Raw genomic sequence first — 18,598 nt, forward strand, 5'->3', positions numbered from 1 at the left:
CCGCTACCTCGGCTACGCGCCGTTCGCCGCCGGCCGCGACCCGCTGCCCGCGAACGGCGCGTAGCCGAGGTAGCGGCCCATCGCGCCCAGTTCGCGGCCGTCCGACGGGAAGGTGTCGCCCGGCCTGCCCCGTACCAGCATCGCGCCGTTGCGCACGCGCGTCGCGAGCACCCACGCGTCGTCCAGGACGCGGGCGTCCTCCGCCGAGATCAGCCCGGCCGCGTGCGCGGCGGCGAGGGCCTCACGGGTGCGGGTGGTGCGCAGGCCCGGTTCGGCGGCGCCGTGGCGCATCTGGAGGAGCTGGACCGTCCACTCGACGTCGGAGAGCCCGCCCCGGCCCAGCTTGGTGTGGAGCGTGGGGTCGGCGCCGCGCGGCAGCCGTTCCGTCTCCATGCGCGCCTTCAGCCTGCGGATCTCGCGTACCGCGTCGTCGCCGAGGCCGTCGGCCGGGTACCGCAGCGGATCGATCAGCTCGATGAAGCGGCGGCCCAGCTCCGGGTCGCCCGCCATCGGTTCGGCGCGCAGCAGCGCCTGGCTCTCCCACCCCAGCGACCAACGGCGGTAGTACGCCGCGTAGGAGGCGAGCGTGCGCACCATCGGGCCGCTCTTGCCCTCCGGCCGCAGATCCGCGTCGATCAGCAACGGCGGTTCCGAGGAAGGGACTTGGAGCAGTCGGCGCATCTCGGTGACCACCGCGTTCGCCGCGCGGGCCGCCTCCTGCTCGGACACGCCCTCGCGCGGCTCGTGGACGAAGAGGACATCGGCGTCGGAGCTGTAGCTCAGCTCGTGCCCGCCGAAGCGGCCCATGCCGATGACCGCGAACCTGGTCGGCAGGGTGTCGCCCCACTGGGTGCGCACGACGGCGCGCAGCGCGCCCGCGAGGGTCGCCGCGTTGAGGTCGGTCAGCGCGTTGCCGACCCGGTCGACGAGCGCGCCGGGATTCTTCTCCGCGGGGCTCTCCTCCGTACCGTACGAGCCGATGATGTCGGCCGCCGTCGTACGGAACAGCTCCCGCCTGCGCACCCCGCGCGCCGCCGCGACCGCGCCCTCGGCCGTCTCCGCGCGGCCGACCGCCGCGAGGACCTCCTGCTCCAGATGGGTCCGGCCGCGTGGCGTCAGCCCGTTCGGGTCGCCCAGCATGGCCACCGCCTCGGGGGCCCGCAACAGCAGGTCGGGGGCGAACCGCCCGGCCGAGAGCACCCGGGCCAGGTTCTCGGCCGCCGCGCCCTCGTCCCGCAGCAGCCGCAGGTACCAGGGCGTCTTGCCGAGCGCGTCCGAGACCTTGCGGAAGCCCAGCAGTCCGGCGTCCGGGTCGGCCGAGTCGGCGAACCAGCCCAGCAGCACCGGCAGCAGCGTCCGCTGGATCGCCGCCTTGCGCGTCACCCCCGAGGAGAGCGCCTCCAGATGGCGCAGCGCCGCCACCGGGTCGGCGTAGCCGAGCGCTTCGAGGCGCTGGCCCGCCGCCTTCGTGGAGAGCCGGATCTCGCCGGGCGCGAGCTGGGCGACCGCGTCGAGCAGCGGCCGGTAGAAGATCTTCTCGTGCAGTCGGCGCACCACCGAGGCGTGCCGCCGCCAGGCCCGGTTCAGCTCGGCGACCGGGTCGCCGCGCAGCCCGAGCGAGCGCCCGAGCCTGCGCAGGTCCGCCTCGTCCTCCGGCACCAGATGGGTGCGCCGGAGCCGGTGGAGCTGGATGCGGTGCTCCATGGCGCGCAGGAAGCGGTAGGCGTCGTCGAGCTGCGCCGCGTCCGTACGGCCCACGTAGCCGCCCGCCGCGAGCGCGGCCAGCGCTTCGAGGGTGGAGCCGCCGCGCAGCGAGGCGTCGTTGCGGCCGTGCACCAACTGGAGCAGCTGGACGGCGAATTCGACGTCACGCAGCCCGCCGGGGCCGAGTTTCAGCTCCCGGTCCACCTGTCCCACCGGGATGTTGTCGATGACGCGGCGGCGCATCCTCTGCACGTCGGGGACGAAGTGGTCGCGTTCGGCGGCCTGCCACACCAGCGGTGACACCGCGTCGATGTACTGGGCGCCGAGCACCGGGTCCCCGGCCACCGCGCGGGCCTTGAGCAGCGCCTGGAACTCCCAGGTCTTGGCCCAGCGCTGGTAGTAGGCGAGATGGCTGCTCAACGTCCTGACCAGCGGGCCGTTGCGCCCCTCGGGGCGGAGGTTGGCGTCGACCGGCCAGATCGTGCCCTCGATGTTCGACTCGGAGCAGATCCGCATCAGATGTGAGGCGAGGCGGGTGGCCGCCCGGATGGCCGCGCCCTCGTCGACGCCCTCGGGCGTCGGCTCTGCGGGCTCGCCGACGAAGATGACGTCCACGTCGGAGACGTAGTTCAGCTCGTGGCCGCCGCACTTGCCCATCGCGATGACCGCGAGCCGGCACGCGGCGGCGTCCTCGGGCGCGGCGGCCTTGGCGATGGCGAGGGCGGCGCGCAGGGTCGCGGTCGCCAGGTCGGCCAGTTCGGCGGCGGTCTCGGCGACGTCGATCGTCCCGCAGACGTCCCTGGCCGCTATGGCGAGCAGGTTGCGGCGGTAGGCGACGCGCAGCGCGACCGGGTCGGTGGCCTCGGCGAGCCCGCGCTCGAAGTCCGCCACGCCGGGGTGCAGGTCCGACAGCTCGTAGGTGACCAGGACGCGCCAGTCCTCGGGGTGCCGGGCGAGATGGTCCCCGAGCGCCTCGGAGGCGCCCAGCACCCCCAGCAGCCGGTCCCGCAGGGGCTTGGCCGTGACCACCGTGTCCAGCAGTATCCGGCGCTCCTCGGGCGGCTGCGCCTCGGCCAGCCGGGCGAGGCCGTGCAGCGCGAGATCGGGGTCGGCGGTCCCGCCCAGCGCGTCGAGCAGCATCGGATCGGCCCGTACGAGCGCCATCTCGGGCAGGTCGAGCAGCCGTTCGGCGGCGGACGGGTCGGTGAATCCGTGCCGCAGCAGGCGGGTGAACGTGCTGCTCCTGCGCCCCGGCAGTGCCATCTTCGCCGTCTCCTGTTCCACGGATCCATCCGGTGGATCCGTCCGATCAAGCTCTGGAACGAGCCTAGATGAGTAAGTCCGAAGTAGCGTCGTCCGCCCGCAGGGCGGGCCCGGGGGCGTCTGGCGGGTGCGATCGCAAGGCGCCGGAGTGTCCTCGTAGCGGAGCTACTAGGACATTTCGGCAACGCAGCGAGCGTGCGTGCCAGGCGTTCCCGGGCAGACGGGACTTCGGACTTACTCATCTAGGCCCAATACCAGTGACTTTGCGGCTGCCGGGGCTGTCGGCGGACCGTGTTTCCGCAGGTGAGGCCGCCGAACTGGCCCCTATGTCACTGGTATTGCATCTAGGCCCAATACCAGTGACTTTGCGGCTGCCGGGGCTGTCGGCGGACCGTGTTTCCGCAGGTGAGGCCGCCGAACTGGCCCCTATGTCACTGGTATTGCATCTAGGCCCTGGCCGCCGGATACAGGGCCTGGTACGGGGCCCGGCACCGGGTGGTGACGCGGGGAGCGATGAGTCTCGGGGCTCCGCGCGGTCTATGGATGAACGGTCTGTGAGAACAGGGCCCGGGATCCGCCCGGCCCGGCAGTCCCAGGAGAGAGGACGGCACACCATGCCAGCGAAGGACCCCGGCGGCGGCCCTGTCCCCCGCACCGAACTGGACCCGCGCTACGGCGATCCGCGGGCCGAGCCCCTGCCCTGGCCGCGGGCCGTCGAACTGCTCGACCGGGCGGAGGTCTTCTGGCTGACCACCGTGCGTCCCGAGGGACGCCCCCATGTCACTCCCCTGCTGGCCCTGTGGTGGGACGGCGCGCTGTATTTCTGCACCGGCGCCGGTGAGCGCAAGGCGGTGAACCTCGCCCACAATCCAGAGGTCGTCCTCACCACGGGCACGAACGCCCTGCGCGCGGGGTACGACCTGGTGGTCGAGGGCACGGCGGTCCGGGTGACGGACGGGGGCCGGTTGACGGCCCTGGCGGGCGCGTGGGAGGCGAAGTACGGCCCGGACTGGCACGTCGACGTACGGGACGGGGCTTTCGTCGGCCTGGCGGGCAACACGGCGGCCGTCTTCGCGGTCTACCCGCGCACCGCTTTCGGGTTCGGCAAGGCGCCGTACAGCCAGACCCGCTGGCGTTTCCGCCCCGTCCGGACGGACTAACACACGGCCCCGTATCGCGCAAATTGACTGGCGAAAGAAACTCCAACTGGTCAAGGATGAACACTCCCGACCACGACACCGGCAGTTACGGGGGTGCAGCCGGTGCGGCGGGTCGGGCTCGGGCAGGGTGTGCGCGGCTGGGCCGTTTCACCCGCCCGCGGGCGATCGTGGTCATGGGCACGGCGACGGTGAGCGTCCACCGCGAGCCGGCCAGCGGACGGCCACGATCGCCTCCTTCCGAGAGGTCCCGACAGCGGTCTCTCTCACTTCGGCCCACACCCGCCGGATCGTCCTTCTGCCCGCCTAGCCTGGGAAAACGCGAGGCGGAGAACCCTCTCGCGCGGACATGGCGCTACCGAGAGACCAAGGACGGCCCAGGGATATGAACGAGATGCGCGCGGCGCTCTACGACCGGTTCGGCCCCCCGGAGGTGCTGTACGAGGGCAGTGTCCCGGTGCCCGTCCGCGCGCCGGGCGAGGTACTGGTCCGGGTCCGCGCGGTCGGCGTCAACGGCGGCGAACTGTCCGGCCGGGCCGGACGGGTGAAACTGGTGACCGGCCGCCGCTTCCCGCTGCGCATGGGCATCGACTTCGTCGGTGAGGTCGCCGAGGTGGCCGAGGCCACCGGGAGCGCCCGGAGCACCGGCCAGGACGGCGCGGCGCCCGGCCCGCGCCGGGGCGATGTGGTGTGGGGCGGACTGGGGCGCCGACTGGGCAGCGCCGCCGAGTACGTGGCCGTCCGCCCCCGGCAGATCTCGCTGGCCCCCGAGAACCTCACCCCCGCCGAGGCCGTCTCCCTCCTGGCCGGTGGCACGACCTCGCTGACCGCGCTGCGCGACAAGGCACGGATCCGGCCGGGAGAGCGGCTGCTCGTCCGGGGCGGCAGCGGCGGCGTGGGCAGTGTCGCCGTTCAGCTCGGCAAGATGTTCGGCGCGCGGGTCACGGCGCTGGCGGGCCCGAGGAACCTCGACTTCGTCAGGGAGCTGGGAGCGGACGAGGTCATCGACTACACGACCGCACGCGCCGCCGAACTGGGCTCCTTCGACGTCGTCATGGACACCGTGGGCACCGAACTCGCCTCGTTCCGGAAGCTGTTGTCTCCGGGCGGACGCATGGTGTCCGTCACCTTCGACGCCGACCACATCCTCTCCAGCGTCGGCTACATCCTCTGGTCCGCCGTGCACGGCACGGGCCGGGTGCGTGCCTTCAGCGGCAACCCCCGGCACGCCCAACTCGCGGAGCTGGCCGGGTACGCGCGCGACGGCGCCGTACGCCCCGTGGTGGACACGGTCCGCCCGCTGGCCGAGATCGCCGCCGCGCACCGGGCCCTGGAGGCGGGCGGGGTACGCGGAAAGCACGTCGTCGAGATCGGGTGACACGCGCGCGTCGGGCCCGCACCGTGACGGTGCGGGCCCGACGTGCCGTTCACGCGGAGGAAACCCCGCTGACCCGCGGCTACAGCACCGGCAGGTTCTTCTTCAGCTCGAAGGCCGTGACCTCGGAGCGGTACTCCTCCCACTCCTGCTTCTTGTTGCGCAGGAAGAAGTCGAAGACGTGCTCGCCGAGCGTCTCCGCCACCAGCTCGCTGCGCTCCATCAGGGAGATCGCCTCGCCCAGGTTCTGCGGGAGCGGCTCGATGCCCATCGCCCGGCGCTCGGCGTCGGAGAGCGCCCAGACGTCGTCGTCGGCGCCCGCCGGGAGTTCGTACCCCTCCTCGATGCCCTTGAGACCGGCGGCCAGCAGCACCGCGTACGTCAGGTAGGGGTTGGCCCCCGAGTCGATGGAGCGGACCTCCACCCGGGCGGAGCCGGTCTTGCCGGGCTTGTACATCGGCACCCGGATCAGCGCGGAGCGGTTGTTGTGGCCCCAGCAGATGTACGAGGGGGCCTCGCCGCCCGAGCCCGCCGTGCGGGTGGAGCCGCCCCAGATGCGCTTGTAGGAGTTGACCCACTGGTTGGTGACGGCCGAGATCTCCGCCGCGTGCCGCAGCAGCCCGGCGATGAAGGAGCGGCCGACCTTGGAGAGCTGGTACTCGGCGCCCGACTCGTAGAACGCGTTGCGGTCGCCCTCGAAGAGGGAGAGGTGGGTGTGCATACCCGAGCCCGGGTACTCCGAGAACGGCTTGGGCATGAAGGTGGCCTGTACGCCCTGCTCCAGCGCGACCTGCTTCATGATCAGCCGGAACGTCATGATGTTGTCGGCGGTGGACAGCGCGTCCGCGTACCGCAGGTCGATCTCCTGCTGACCGGGGGCGCCCTCGTGGTGGCTGAACTCCACCGAGATGCCCATCGATTCGAGCATCGTGATGGCCTGGCGCCGGAAGTCCATCCCCACGTTCTGCGGGGTGTGGTCGAAGTAGCCGGAGCTGTCGGCGGGGGTGGGACGGGTGCCGTCGACGGGCTTGTTCTTCAGCAGGAAGAACTCGATCTCGGGGTGGGTGTAGAAGGTGAAGCCCAGGTCCGAGGTCTTGGCGAGCATCCGCTTGAGCACATAGCGCGGGTCCGCGAAGGACGGCGAGCCGTCGGGCATCAGGATGTCGCAGAACATGCGGGCGGTGCCGGGAGCCTCCGCGCGCCAGGGCAGGATCTGGAAGGTGCCCGGATCCGGCTTGGCGATCATGTCGGACTCGTACACCCGGGCGAAGCCCTCGATGGCCGAGCCGTCGAAGCCGATGCCCTCGTCGAATGCCTGCTCCAGCTCGGCGGGGGCGACGGCGACCGACTTCAGGAAGCCGAGAACATCGGTGAACCAGAGGCGCACGAAGCGGACGTCGCGCTCCTCCAGCGTACGGAGCACAAATTCCTGCTGCTTATCCATATTAGCTGTCCTACCCATCCTTGCTGGTCAGGCCACCTGCTCCCATGCCGCGGGGCACGTTGAGGCACATGAGCATCCCACCACACGATTTCGGTCGCGTTGCGAACCCCCGTCCAACGCCCCGCGTCCTGGACGTGTCGGTCTCCTGCCCATAGTGCCTGTCCGTGCGGTGCCCGTGGAACAGCCGACGGCGATCCGCGCTGTTCAAGATCGATTCTGGCGACCACTCGCCACCCCGACGGCGACCTTCGGTCGCCGGACGGCTACTTTCCGTCGTCATGGCGCCGGGCGTGCGTGTCCGTCCAGCCCAGCGGGTACGGCTCCGCCTCGTCCCCCGGAACCACCGGCTCCCCGCCCGCCTCGGTGAACGCGGTGAGGGCGTCGACGAGGGCGGCGCGCCGCTCGGGGGCCAGCCGTTCGACGAGGGCGGCGATCTCCCGGTGGCGGGCGGCGCCGACCCGTTCGACCAGTTCCCGGCCGGTCGGGGTGAGCCGCAGCATCGTCTCGCGGCGGTTGCCGGGGTTGCTCTGCCGGGTCGCGAGACCGGCCGCGATCAGCCGGTCGAGCATGCGCATGGCCGTCGACGGGTTCACCCCGAGCCGCTCGGCGACCTCCACCAGCTTGGCGTCGCCGTGCGTGGCCAGGACCGTCAGCAGCCGCAGCTGGGGCAGGGTGACCGGTTCGCCGACGGCGGCCAGGCAGCGTACGGAGACGGCGACCAGCAGCCGTGACGCGGTCAGCACGGCGCGGGTGACGGCGTCGACATCCGGCGGCTCGGCGTCCGGCGGGTCCGCGTCCGACGGGTCCGCGTCCGACGGGTCCGCGTCCGGCGGGTCCGCGTCCGGCGGGTCCGCGTCCGACGGCTCGGCGTTCCGCGGACCGGCGGCCGGCGGATCTGCTTCTTGCTCGGGCATGTCTCTTCCGTACCGCGTCCGTGACCGTTTCATTCCGTATTGAAGGCGATCGCGCGACCGGTTATGGCCGGGTCGGCCACTCCTCCCTGCTGCGACCGGTGCCGTACGCACTACCATCTGCGCCCATGGGGGGATCGCGGCGCGGCCACATACGCAACGCGCGTCCCACGGCACTCCTGAGCGCCGTGGCGACGCTGTTCGCCGCACTCTTCGTCTGTCTCTCGCCCGGCCCCGCCGCCCCCGGCCCGGGAGCCCAGGGCCCGCATCACGCGGAGCGCTCGGCGACCGCGGTGGAGCCGGTCCACACCGCGTACGTCTGTCCGTACGGCAAGGGCGACTGCGGGCTCCGCCCGCACCTCGGCCAGGCCGTTCTGACCGTACCGCCACCAGCGGCACCCCTCCCCGGCGGACCGCGGATCTCGTACCTCGAACCGGAGCACCCCGGCTACCGGGTGGCGTGCTCCGGCGTACGGGCCCGCGCGCCGGATCTGCACGTCCTTCAAGTGCTGCGGACGTAGCCGGGCCCGTACCCCGCGACCGGGGCCCGAGCACACCGACCGACGTTTCCGCGATCACCGCGATCACCGCGGCCACCGCGATCACCGCACTCACCGAAGGACGCACCATGGCTTCCAAGTCCCAGTCCGCCGAACGCAAGGCCCGAATAGAGGAGATGCGGCGCGCCGAGCGGGCCCGCGAGCGGCGCAGCCGCGCCCTCACCATCGGCGCCAGCGCCGTCGTGGTGGTGGCGCTCGTCGCAGGCGGCGCCGTCCTCCTGAACAAGGAGTCGGAGAAGAAGGAGCAGGCGAAGGCGGCCGCCGCCTCGCCCGTCAAGGACGAGAAGTCCTGGGACGCCGAGAAGCTCGGCCGCAACCACGTCACCACCAACGTCACGTACCCGATGAACCCGCCGGTGGGCGGTGACCACAACCAGGTCTGGATGAACTGCGACGGCGACGTCTACACGGATCCGATCCCGAACATGAACGCGGTGCACTCGCTGGAGCACGGCGCGGTCTGGGTCACGTACAACGACAAGGCGTCGGACGGCGATGTGAAGGCGCTCGGCGAGAAGGTCAAGAAGACCACGTACTCGCTGATGAGCCCGGTGAAGGACCAGGCAGGCGCGATCATGCTCAGCGCGTGGGGCAAGCAGGTCACCGTGGACAGCGCGACGGACAAGCGCGTCGACCAGTTCTTCACGAAGTACGTCCAGGGTGAGCAGACTCCCGAGCCGGGCGCCGCCTGCACGGGCGGGCTGGACAAGCCGTGACCGGCCAGGACCACACCCCCGGCCAGGACCACACCCCCGGCCAGGACCACGCCCCCGACGTGGACCCGCCGCGCCGCCGGGGCACGCCCACGCAGTGGGCGGCCCTCACCGCCGTCGTCCTCGCGCTGGTCTTCGCCGGTACGGCCGCGGTCGCCTCGGCGGGGCGCGACGGCGGCTCCGCCGCGCCCGCCACCCCCTCGTCGGAGTCCGCGGACGCGGGCTTCGCGCGGGACATGGCGGTCCACCACCAGCAGGCCGTGGAGATGTCCTTCCTGGTGCGCGACAGCACGGACGACGAGGAGGTGCGCCGACTGGCGTACGACATCGCCAACACCCAGGCCAACCAGCGCGGGATGATGCTGGGCTGGCTGGACCTGTGGGGGCTGCCCAAGCTGGAGGCCGGCAAGGAGCCGATGGCCTGGATGTCCGGGGCCGACGCCATGGACAAGGGGTCGGACGACGGCATGGACATGGACCACGGCGACGGCACGGGCCACGGCGGCACGGACCATGGCGCCTACGAGCCCCACGACGGCTCCCTCATGGCCGGTATGGCCACGAGGACCGAGCTGGACCGGCTGCGCGACGCGCGCGGCGAACGGGCCGAGATCCTCTACCTCCAGCTGATGACCGACCACCACAAGGGCGGCGTCGAGATGGCCCAGGGCTGTGTGCGGCTCTGCGAGGTCGGTACGGAGAAGGCGCTCGCCAAGGGCATGGTCGCGGCGCAGGAGTCGGAGCTGAGGCTCATGGCCGACCTGCTGAAGGCGCGGGGCGCGAAGCCGCGCGCCTGAGCCCTGCCGAAGGGCCGGGTGTGGGGCGCCGCGCAGTGGGGCGCCCCACACCTCCGCACCCGTACATCGCGTCAGACAGACGATTACACTGGGCCGCGTGCCTCAACTACGCCTCGCCCTGAATCAGATCGACTCGACCGTCGGTGACCTCGCCGCGAACGCCGAGGCGATCGTGCACTGGACCCGGCACGCCGCCGAGCAGGGAGCGCATCTCGTCGCGTTCCCCGAGATGGTGCTGACCGGCTATCCCGTCGAGGACCTCGCGCTGCGCTCGTCCTTCGTCGACGCGTCGCGGGCCGCCGTGCGCGCGCTCGCGGTACGGCTCGCCGAGGAGGGCTTCGGGGAGCTGCCCGTGGTCGTCGGCTACCTCGACCGCTCCGAGACCGCGCAGCCCCGGTTCGGGCAGCCCGCGGGCGCCCCGCGCAACGCCGCCGCCGTCCTGCACCGGGGGGAGGTGGCGCTCAACTTCGCCAAGCACCACCTGCCGAACTACGGCGTCTTCGACGAGTTCCGCTACTTCGTGCCCGGCGACACCATGCCGGTGATCCGGGTGCGCGGCATCGATGTGGCGCTGGCCATCTGCGAGGACCTCTGGCAGGACGGCGGCCGGGTGCCCGCCGCCCGGTCGGCCGGGGCAGGACTGCTGCTCTCCGTCAACGCCTCGCCGTACGAGCGCGAGAAGGACGACACCCGCCTCGACCTGGTGCGCAAGCGCGCCCAGGAGGCCGGCTGCACCACCGCGTACCTGGCGATGATCGGCGGCCAGGACGAGCTGGTCTTCGACGGCGACTCGATCGTCGTCGGCAAGGACGGCGAGGTGATCGCGCGGGCGCCGCAGTTCGCGGAGGGCTCCGTCGTGCTGGACCTCGACCTGCCGGCCGCCGCGGCGCAGCCGCCCTCGGGCGTCGTGGACGACGGGCTGCGCATCGACCGCGTCGTCCTGTCCGAGGACCCGCTCCCGGCGTACGAGGCCGAGCTGACCGGCGGCTACGCCGACCGGCTGGACGACGACGAGGAGGTGTACTCGGCGCTGGTCGTGGGGCTGCGCGCGTACGCCGCGAAGAACGGCTTCCGGTCCGTGCTGATCGGGCTGTCCGGCGGCATCGACTCCGCGCTCGTCGCCGCCATCGCCTGCGACGCCCTCGGCGCGCAGCACGTGTACGGCGTCTCCATGCCGTCCAAGTACTCCTCGGACCACTCCAAGGACGACGCGGCCGAGCTGGCACGCCGTACCGGGCTCAACTTCCGTACGCACGCGATCGAGCCGATGTTCGACGCGTACATGGGGTCGCTCGGGCTGACCGGGCTCGCGGAGGAGAACCTCCAGGCGCGGCTGCGCGGCACGATGCTGATGGCGCTCTCCAACCAGGAGGGGCACATCGTGCTGGCGCCGGGCAACAAGTCGGAGCTGGCGGTGGGGTATTCGACGCTGTACGGGGACTCCGTCGGGGCGTACGGCCCGATCAAGGACCTCTACAAGACCTATGTGTTCCGGCTGGCCCACTGGCGCAACCGGGCCGCCGTGGAGCGCGGCCAGACCCCGCCGATCCCGGAGAACACCCTGGTCAAGCCGCCGAGCGCGGAGCTGCGCCCCGGCCAGGTCGACGCGGACTCGCTGCCCGACTACGACGTGCTGGACCGGATCCTGGAGCTGTACGTCGACCGCGACCAGGGGATGGACGCGATCGTGGCGGCCGGTTTCGACGCCGAGCTGGTCGCGAAGACGCTGCGGATGGTGGACACGGCGGAGTACAAGCGGCGCCAGTACCCGCCGGGCACCAAGATCTCCGCGAAGGGGTTCGGCAAGGACCGGCGGCTGCCGATCACCAACCGCTGGCGCGAGCTGACGGACTGACGGACTGACGGATCGGCGGATCGGCGGATCGGCGGACCGGCGGATCGGCGGCAGTGCCAGGACGACGGGCCGGGAACGTATACGGGCCGGGAAGGACCCGAGCGGCCCCTTCCCGGCCCGTACGCGTCCGCACGGCACGTACGCGCTCCCGCCCGTACGCGTCCGCCCGGCACGTACGCGTCCGCCCGCCCCGTACGGTCAGTGCGGCGGCCGGACCGCGACGGTCTCCGGGACCGCCCCCGGCACCTCGGCCGCCTCACCGCGCGCCACCATCCGCGAGGCGTTGCCCGTACCCCGGCCGCCCCGGTCCAGGACCCCCGCCGTGACGGCGATGGCCAGGCCGACGACCGCCAGCACGGCGCCGACCAGCGTCGGGGACATCCAGCCCCAGCCCGCCGCGATCGCCGCGCCGCCGGCCCAGGCGCCGCCCGCGTTGGCGAGGTTGAAGGCCGAGTGGTTGGAGGCGGAGGCGATCGTCGGGGCGTCCTTGGCCTTGCTCATGACGAGCATCTGGAGCGGCGTGGTCGTCATGAAGCCGACCGCGCCCAGGATCACCACGGTCACCAGCGCCGCCCACTGCACGTGCGCCGTGAAGCGGAAGGCGACCAGCACCACGGCGAGGGTGGCGAGCGAGCCGTACAGCGTGGGCCGCAGCGCCCGGTCGGTGAGCGGTCCTGCCGCCAGCGCGCCGAGCGTCATGCCGATGCCGAAGAGGGCGAGCACGAGGGTGACGGAGGACTCGCCGAAGCCCATCACCTCGGTCGTCATCGAGGCGAGGTACGCGTAGACGGCGAAGACCCCGCCGAAGCCGAAGACGGCCGTCGCGAGCCCGAGCAGCACCTGCCGGTCGCGCAGGGCGCGCAGCTCGCGCCGGACGCTCTGCTGGGCGTCGACGGGGACGTACGGCACGAGCCGGGCCAGCGCCGCCAGCGCGACCAGGCCGATCACCGTGACGACCAGGAAGGTGGCGCGCCAGCCGAGGTGCTGGCCGAGCAGGGTGGCCGCCGGGACGCCGATGATGTTGGCGACGGTCAGGCCGAGGAACATCGTGGCCACCGCCCGCGCCTGTCGGCCCTCGCGGACCAGTCTGGCGGCGACGACGGCGCCGACGCCGAAGAACGCTCCGTGCGGCAGCCCGGCCAGGACCCGGCCCGCCAGCAGCCAGCCGAAGCCGGGGGCGAGCGCGGAGGCGAGGTTGCCGACGACGAAGAGGGCCATCAGCAGCAGGAGCATCCGTTTGCGCGGGACGCGCGAGCCGAAGGCGGTGAGCAGCGGGGCGCCGATGACGACGCCGATCGCATAGGCCGACACCAGATAGCCGGCGGTGGGTACGGAGGTTCCCAGATCGTCCGCGACGTTGGGCAGCAGGCCCATCATGACGAACTCGGTCGTCCCGATGCCGAAGGCCGAGACGGCCAGGGCGAGCAGGGCGAAGGGCATGGAGGGTGGCCTTTCGTGGAGAGCGTTCCCGTGAGGGTGGGGTCCGTTATAAGTACCCCTACGGAACAAAGTCTCTCAGGCCGTTTGTTCCGGCAGATGAACGCCGGGTTGCGTGCGCCCCGTCACTTCTCGGAACGCGCGAGGTCCACCTTGGCCGCTATCGGCAGATGGTCGCTCCCGGTCCTGGGCAGGGTCCACGAGGAGGTCGGCTCGACGCCCTTGACCATGATCTGGTCGATCCGGGCCAGCGGGAACGCCGCGGGCCAGCTGAAGCCGTACCCGTCGCCCGCCGCGCCCTGGGTGGAGCGCATCTGGGAGGTGACGGCGTTCAGGGAGCGGTCGTTCATGGTGCCGTTGAGGTCGCCGAGCAGGATCACCCGGTTCAGCTTCTCGTCGGCGATGGCCTCGCCCAGCGCGTCCGCGCTCTTGTCGCGCTGGCTGGCGGTGAAGCCGGCGTGCAGCTTGACCCGTACGGAGGGCAGGTGCGCCACGTAGACGGCGACCGGGCCCTCGGGGGTGGCGACCGTGGAGCGCATGGCGCGGACCCAGCCCAGCCGGATGTCGACGGGCTTGGTCGCGGAGAGCGGGTACTTGCTCCACAGCCCGACGGTGCCCTGGACGGAGTGGTACTTGTACGTGCCGGCCAGCGCCGCCTCGTACACCGGTACGGCGGCGGCCTTCAGCTCCTCCAGCGCGATGACGTCCGCGCCGGAGTCCGCCAGATCGCTCGCGGTGGACTTCGGGTCGGGGTTGTCGGCGTTGACGTTGTGGGTGGCGACCGTGAAGTCGCCGCCGCCGCCCGACTTGTCGGTCAGCAGCCCGCCGAAGAGATTGAGCCAGACGACGGCGGGCAGCAGGAGCGCGATCAGCGCGGTGGCGGAGCGCCGCACGAGGGCCAGGACGAGAATCACCGGAATGAGCAGGCCGAGCCAGGGCAGGAAGGTCTCGGTGAGGCTGCCCAGGTTCCCGATCTTGTTCGGGATATGGGCGTGAAGGATCATCAGCAGCGCGCTGCCCACGGCGATCAGGGCCAGGATGATGCCGCGCCGCCACAGTCCGGGCTCGCGTCGCCAGCGGCCCAGCCAGGCCCTGACGCGCGACGGCGGACGGTGCTCCTCCTCGTCCGTCGCGACCGACCGCACCGTGTACTCCTGCGTCATGTCCGCTGCCCTCACTGCCTTGCTGTGCACGCCCGCCCCTGACCCTAGGCGATGTGCGGGTGCTTTCTCCGCCGTCCGGGGACGGCCGTACTGGCGGGGAGACGAAAGGAGCGGGCCCGGGAGTTCCGATCAAGGACGGATGGCCGGGAGTTGTGACAGAACGGTCATGGTCGGGGCGGGCGGCTCAGCGGGATCGGCGCGGTGGGCGGCGGGGTGTGACCAGCCTCACCGGCCGGGGGTTCGGGCGTGCCGGGTGCCGGGCGCGCCGGGCAGGTCCGGTGTGCCGGGTGTGCGGCGAGTGACAGGTGTGTCCGACGTGTCTCACGTGTCTCACGCGTCGCGCGTGCGCCCGGTGCGTCCCGTGCGCCCGGTGTGTCTTGTGTGCCCGGTGTGCCCAGTGCGTCCCGTGCGCTCGGTGCGCCCGGTGCGTCCCGTGCGCTCGTTGTGCCCGGAGCGTCTCGTGTGTCGCGGATGGCGGGTACATCCGGCATCTTTCACGTGGCGGGGGTGTCCTGTGCGCCCGCCGCCGCGCGTGGGGCGAGTCCCTGGAGCACCGTTCTGATGATCTGGTCGGGGAGGTCCTCTTCGAGCGGGGCGCCTGTCCGGTGCAGGGTGCGCATCAGCATGGGCCCTATCAGCAGGTCGCTGATCAGCTCCGGTCCCAGGTCGTCGCGGAACTCGCCGTCGGTGATCCCCCGGCGGATCACGGCGAGCGTGGTCGCGCGCCGGGGGTCGATGACCGTCCTGTGGTACTCCTGCCAGAGCTTGGGCCTGCTCTTCATCTCCACGGTCACGTTGTGCAGGAAGGCCGAGTTGCGCTGGGCCAGCCCGCGGCGGCGCAGCGACTCCAGCAGGATCCGGAGGTCTTCGAGCGCCGAGCGGCCGGGCAGTTCCGGCTCGGGCGGTTCGATCTCGCGCAGGACGTCGACGAAGAGTTCCTCCGCGCCCGGCCAGCGCCGGTAGATGGTCGCCTTGCCGACGCCCGCCGTGCGGGCGATGCGCTCGATGGACAGGGCGCCCAGCGGTACGCCGTCCTCCAGCAGGGCCACGACGGCTTCCAGGATCGCCCGCTCGACCGCCTCACTGCGTGGCCTGCCGCGCCGGTGTTCCTTCTCGTCCCCGTGGTCCCGCTCCCGCACGTGTGCCGCCTCTCCGCGGTCCTGGCGCGCCGCCCCGTGGCCGCTGTCACCGCTCGATGTCCGCGGCACCGATTCTCGTACACGGCCGGACGCGCGGGAGCCGGTTCGGGGGCGCGCCGACCGGCTCCGGCCCGCGCGGCCCCCGGAACCGCGCCGGTCAGCCGCGTGCCGCGCCCGCCGGTTCCGGCAGCTCGCCGGACGCGTCCCCGGCGGGCGCGGGGGCCGGGGGCCGCCCCGGCAGGAAGACGGCGACGACGATCGCGCCGATCAGCGCGACGGCCGCCGAGCAGTAGGCCGTCAGGTGCATGGCGTCGAGGAAGGCGTCGTACGCCGCGCTCACCAGCGGCTCGCCCGCCGGGCCGAGCCCGCGCGCGACCCCGAGGGTGGCCTCGATCGACTCGCCCGCCGCGTCCCGGACGCCCGCGGGAACCGCGCCGAGGTGCCCGTCGATACGCCCCCGGTACGTCGCGGACAGCACCGAGCCCAGTACGGCGACGCCCAGCGCGCCGCCCACCTGGCGGAACGTGTTGTTGATCGCCGAGCCGGAACCGGCCTTCTCGCGGGGCAGCGCCTGCATGACGGCGACGGTCACCGGCGGCATGATGTGGGCCATTCCGGTGCCCTGGACGAAGAAGACCACGCAGAGCACCCATACCGGGGTGGTGGCGTCGAAGAATCCGAACGCGGCGAGCCCGGCGGCCACCAGCAGCAGGCCGACCGTGCAGACGGCGCGGGCGCCGAAGCGGTCCACCACCAGCCTGGCGCGCGGCGCGAAGATCATCTGCCCGGCGGCGAGCGGGAGGATCAGCAGTCCGGACTGGAGCGCGCTGTAGCCGCGCACGCTCTGCAGGTAGAAGGCGGAGAAGAACGTCACGCCCATCAGCGCGAAGAAGACCAGCGCGATGGCCGCCACGGCGGCGGAGAACGCCGGCTTCTTGAAATAGGAGACGTCCAGGGCGGGGTGGCTGCTGCGCTTCTCGTGCCACACGAACGCGGCCAGCACCACGACACCGCCGAGCAGCGGGGCGAGCGCCTCGGCGTCCGTGAAGTCGGCCAGCTCGCCGCCGCGGATGATGCCGTAGACCAGCAGGACGAGTCCGACGACGGAGAGCACCACGCCCAGCGGGTCGAGCCGCCCCGGCCTGGGGTCCCGGGAGTCCGGCACCAGCAGCGCCATCGCGATCACCGCGACGACGGCGACCGGCACGTTGATGAGGAAGACCGAGCCCCACCAGAAGTGTTCGAGCAGGATCCCGCCGGTGATCGGGCCTATGGCGATGCCGAGGCCCACGCTGCCCGCCCAGATGCCTATGGCCTTGGGCTGCTCGTCGCGCTCGAAGACGTTCATCAGGACGGCGAGGGTGGCGGGCATCACGAAGGCGGCGCCGAAGCCCATCAGGGCCCGGTAGGCGATGAGTTCGCCCGGCGACCCGGAGAGCGCGGCCAGCCCGGAGCCGATCCCGAAGACGGTGATGCCGAAGAGCAGCACCTTCTTGCGGCCTATCCGGTCACCGAGCAGCCCGGAGGTGAAGAGGAGCCCGGCGAAGACGAGCGTGTAGGAGTTGATGGCCCACTCCAGCTCGCTCTGGGTGGCGCCGATGCCGGTGGGGGCGGGGGCGGCGATCGTCTTGACCGCCACGTTCAGGATCGAGTTGTCCAGCACCACGATCAGCAGGCTGAACATGAGCACACCGAGGATGGCCCAGCGGCGGCGGTGGATCGCCTCGGGGACACGGGACTCGGCGGGACGGGACACGGGGTCGCGGGGTGCGGCGGCAGGCGCGCCGGACGGCTTGGACATGGCCCACACCCTAAGCCCTTTTCGATACGAGACCGTCTCGTATCGAAAGCGGAGGGGGAAGCCTGGGGAAATCTTTACGTGCGGGGCGCGGGATGCCACCATGGAAGCGGTCCGGGGACACCGTCAGGGTGCCTCGAGATGACGAAAGGGCCTTCGGCCATGACTGTTCAGCCTTCGGGTGCCCAACAGCCTCACGTGGAACGCCCGGCGGGTGCCGGCGCGCTCTCCGCCGCCGCCTCCTCCACCACCGGCGCTCCCACGGCCGCCACCGGCAACCCCAAAGCACTGTACGGCGGTACGGGCACGCGCCGCATCACCGTTCATGACATCTCCGCCGCCAAGGAGCGGGGCGAGAAGTGGCCCATGCTCACCGCCTACGACGCGATGACCGCCTCCGTCTTCGACGAGGCCGGCATCCCGGTGATGCTCGTCGGCGACTCCATGGGCAACTGTCATCTGGGCTACGAGACCACCGTGCCCGTCACGCTCGACGAGATGACGATGCTCTCCGCCGCCGTCGTCCGGGGCACCTCACGCGCCCTGATCGTCGGCGACCTGCCCTTCGGCTCGTACCAGGAAGGTCCGGTCCAGGCGCTGCGCAGCGCGATGCGGCTGGTGAAGGACGCGGGGGTCGGCGCCGTCAAGCTGGAGGGCGGCGAGCGGTCCCACGACCAGATCGAGCTGCTGGTGCGGTCCGGCATCCCGGTGATGGCGCACATCGGCCTCACCCCGCAGTCCGTCAACACCCTGGGCTACCGGGTGCAGGGCCGGGGCGAGGAGGCCGCTCAGCAGCTGCTCCGCGACGCCAAGGCGGTGCAGGACGCGGGCGCCTTCGCGGTCGTGCTCGAACTCGTACCGGCCGAGCTGGCCGCGGAGGTCACGCGCGTCCTGCACATTCCGACCGTCGGCATCGGGGCGGGCCCCGACACCGACGCGCAGGTGCTCGTCTACACCGACATGGCCGGTCTGACGCAGGGCAGGGTGCCGCGCTTCAGCAAGCAGTACGTGAACCTGCGTCGGGCCCTGGGCGACGCGGCACGGGAGTTCGCCGACGAGGTCGTGGGAGGAACGTTCCCGCAGGAGGAGCACACCTTCCACTAGGCCGTGTCTGACAAATAGCGCCGTCCGCCCGTAGGGCGGGGCTCGCGGCGTCTGGTGCGTGCGATCGCAAGGCGGAGGATCGCCCGTGTACTGGACGTACTCGGGCGACTCCGACAACGCAGCGAGCGTGCCAGGCGTCTCGAGCCAGGCGGGATTTGTCAGACACGGCCCAGGCGCT

The 18,598-nt window shown here is 71.9% G+C and carries 14 protein-coding genes; 7 read left to right on the forward strand and 7 right to left on the reverse strand.

Going from position 1 to position 18,598, the window contains the following annotated elements; translation table 11 throughout:
- Nucleotides 1-12: 12 nt before the first annotated feature.
- Nucleotides 13-2,967, reverse strand: a complete 2,955-nt coding sequence (locus DVH02_RS23460) for a bifunctional [glutamine synthetase] adenylyltransferase/[glutamine synthetase]-adenylyl-L-tyrosine phosphorylase (protein WP_114625821.1) — start codon at nucleotides 2,965-2,967, stop codon at nucleotides 13-15.
- Nucleotides 2,968-3,581: 614 nt separating this feature from the next.
- On the opposite strand from DVH02_RS23460, the gene DVH02_RS23465 reads away from it, so the two are divergent.
- A complete protein-coding gene (locus DVH02_RS23465; protein ID WP_114625809.1) occupies nucleotides 3,582-4,127 on the forward strand; it encodes a pyridoxamine 5'-phosphate oxidase family protein in 546 nt (181 codons plus the stop codon).
- Nucleotides 4,128-4,509: 382 nt separating this feature from the next.
- Nucleotides 4,510-5,502 (forward strand): NAD(P)-dependent alcohol dehydrogenase, encoded by a 993-nt coding sequence (locus DVH02_RS23470; protein WP_114625810.1) that lies wholly within the window; start codon nucleotides 4,510-4,512, stop codon nucleotides 5,500-5,502.
- A gap of 79 nt (nucleotides 5,503-5,581) precedes the next feature.
- Here DVH02_RS23470 and DVH02_RS23475 read toward each other — a convergent pair whose 3' ends face one another.
- On the reverse strand, nucleotides 5,582-6,943 hold the full coding sequence (locus DVH02_RS23475; RefSeq protein WP_114625811.1) for a glutamine synthetase family protein: 1,362 nt from the start codon (nucleotides 6,941-6,943) through the stop codon (nucleotides 5,582-5,584).
- A 263-nt stretch (nucleotides 6,944-7,206) separates the two neighbouring features.
- Nucleotides 7,207-7,857 carry a MarR family winged helix-turn-helix transcriptional regulator gene (locus tag DVH02_RS23480; protein ID WP_114625812.1) on the reverse strand — a complete coding sequence of 217 codons (651 nt, stop codon included), beginning with the start codon at nucleotides 7,855-7,857 and terminating at the stop codon, nucleotides 7,207-7,209.
- 125 nt (nucleotides 7,858-7,982) lie between these two features.
- Here DVH02_RS23480 and DVH02_RS23485 point away from each other — a divergent pair, with 125 nt between their 5' ends.
- From DVH02_RS23485 to DVH02_RS23500, 4 genes are all read left to right on the forward strand, one after another.
- Nucleotides 7,983-8,375: a hypothetical protein gene (locus DVH02_RS23485; protein WP_114625813.1), complete on the forward strand. Its 393-nt coding sequence runs from the start codon at nucleotides 7,983-7,985 to the stop codon at nucleotides 8,373-8,375.
- 107 nt (nucleotides 8,376-8,482) lie between these two features.
- Nucleotides 8,483-9,130 (forward strand): DUF3105 domain-containing protein, encoded by a 648-nt coding sequence (locus DVH02_RS23490; RefSeq protein WP_114625814.1) that lies wholly within the window; start codon nucleotides 8,483-8,485, stop codon nucleotides 9,128-9,130.
- Nucleotides 9,131-9,189: 59 nt separating this feature from the next.
- Nucleotides 9,190-9,924 (forward strand): DUF305 domain-containing protein, encoded by a 735-nt coding sequence (locus DVH02_RS23495; RefSeq protein ID WP_114625822.1) that lies wholly within the window; start codon nucleotides 9,190-9,192, stop codon nucleotides 9,922-9,924.
- Between the two features lie 97 nt (nucleotides 9,925-10,021).
- Entirely contained in the window at nucleotides 10,022-11,779 is a 1,758-nt protein-coding gene (locus DVH02_RS23500; protein ID WP_199566391.1) for an NAD+ synthase, read from the forward strand.
- Nucleotides 11,780-11,977: 198 nt separating this feature from the next.
- Here DVH02_RS23500 and DVH02_RS23505 read toward each other — a convergent pair whose 3' ends face one another.
- The 4 genes from DVH02_RS23505 to DVH02_RS23520 form a co-directional block, all read right to left on the reverse strand.
- A complete protein-coding gene (locus DVH02_RS23505; RefSeq protein WP_114625816.1) occupies nucleotides 11,978-13,219 on the reverse strand; it encodes an MFS transporter in 1,242 nt (413 codons plus the stop codon).
- Between the two features lie 122 nt (nucleotides 13,220-13,341).
- Complete coding sequence (locus tag DVH02_RS23510; RefSeq protein WP_114625817.1) at nucleotides 13,342-14,379, reverse strand: endonuclease/exonuclease/phosphatase family protein; 1,038 nt, start codon at nucleotides 14,377-14,379, stop codon at nucleotides 13,342-13,344.
- Nucleotides 14,380-14,873: 494 nt separating this feature from the next.
- Nucleotides 14,874-15,518: a TetR/AcrR family transcriptional regulator gene (locus DVH02_RS23515; protein ID WP_114625818.1), complete on the reverse strand. Its 645-nt coding sequence runs from the start codon at nucleotides 15,516-15,518 to the stop codon at nucleotides 14,874-14,876.
- Between the two features lie 157 nt (nucleotides 15,519-15,675).
- Entirely contained in the window at nucleotides 15,676-17,319 is a 1,644-nt protein-coding gene (locus DVH02_RS23520; protein ID WP_114625819.1) for an MFS transporter, read from the reverse strand.
- Nucleotides 17,320-17,478: 159 nt separating this feature from the next.
- Between DVH02_RS23520 and panB the strand changes: the two genes are divergently transcribed.
- On the forward strand, nucleotides 17,479-18,420 hold the full coding sequence (gene panB / locus DVH02_RS23525; protein ID WP_114625820.1) for a 3-methyl-2-oxobutanoate hydroxymethyltransferase: 942 nt from the start codon (nucleotides 17,479-17,481) through the stop codon (nucleotides 18,418-18,420).
- Nucleotides 18,421-18,598 lie beyond the last annotated feature (178 nt).

The organism is Streptomyces corynorhini (assembly GCF_003346515.1).
Lineage (GTDB): Bacteria > Actinomycetota > Actinomycetes > Streptomycetales > Streptomycetaceae > Streptomyces > Streptomyces corynorhini.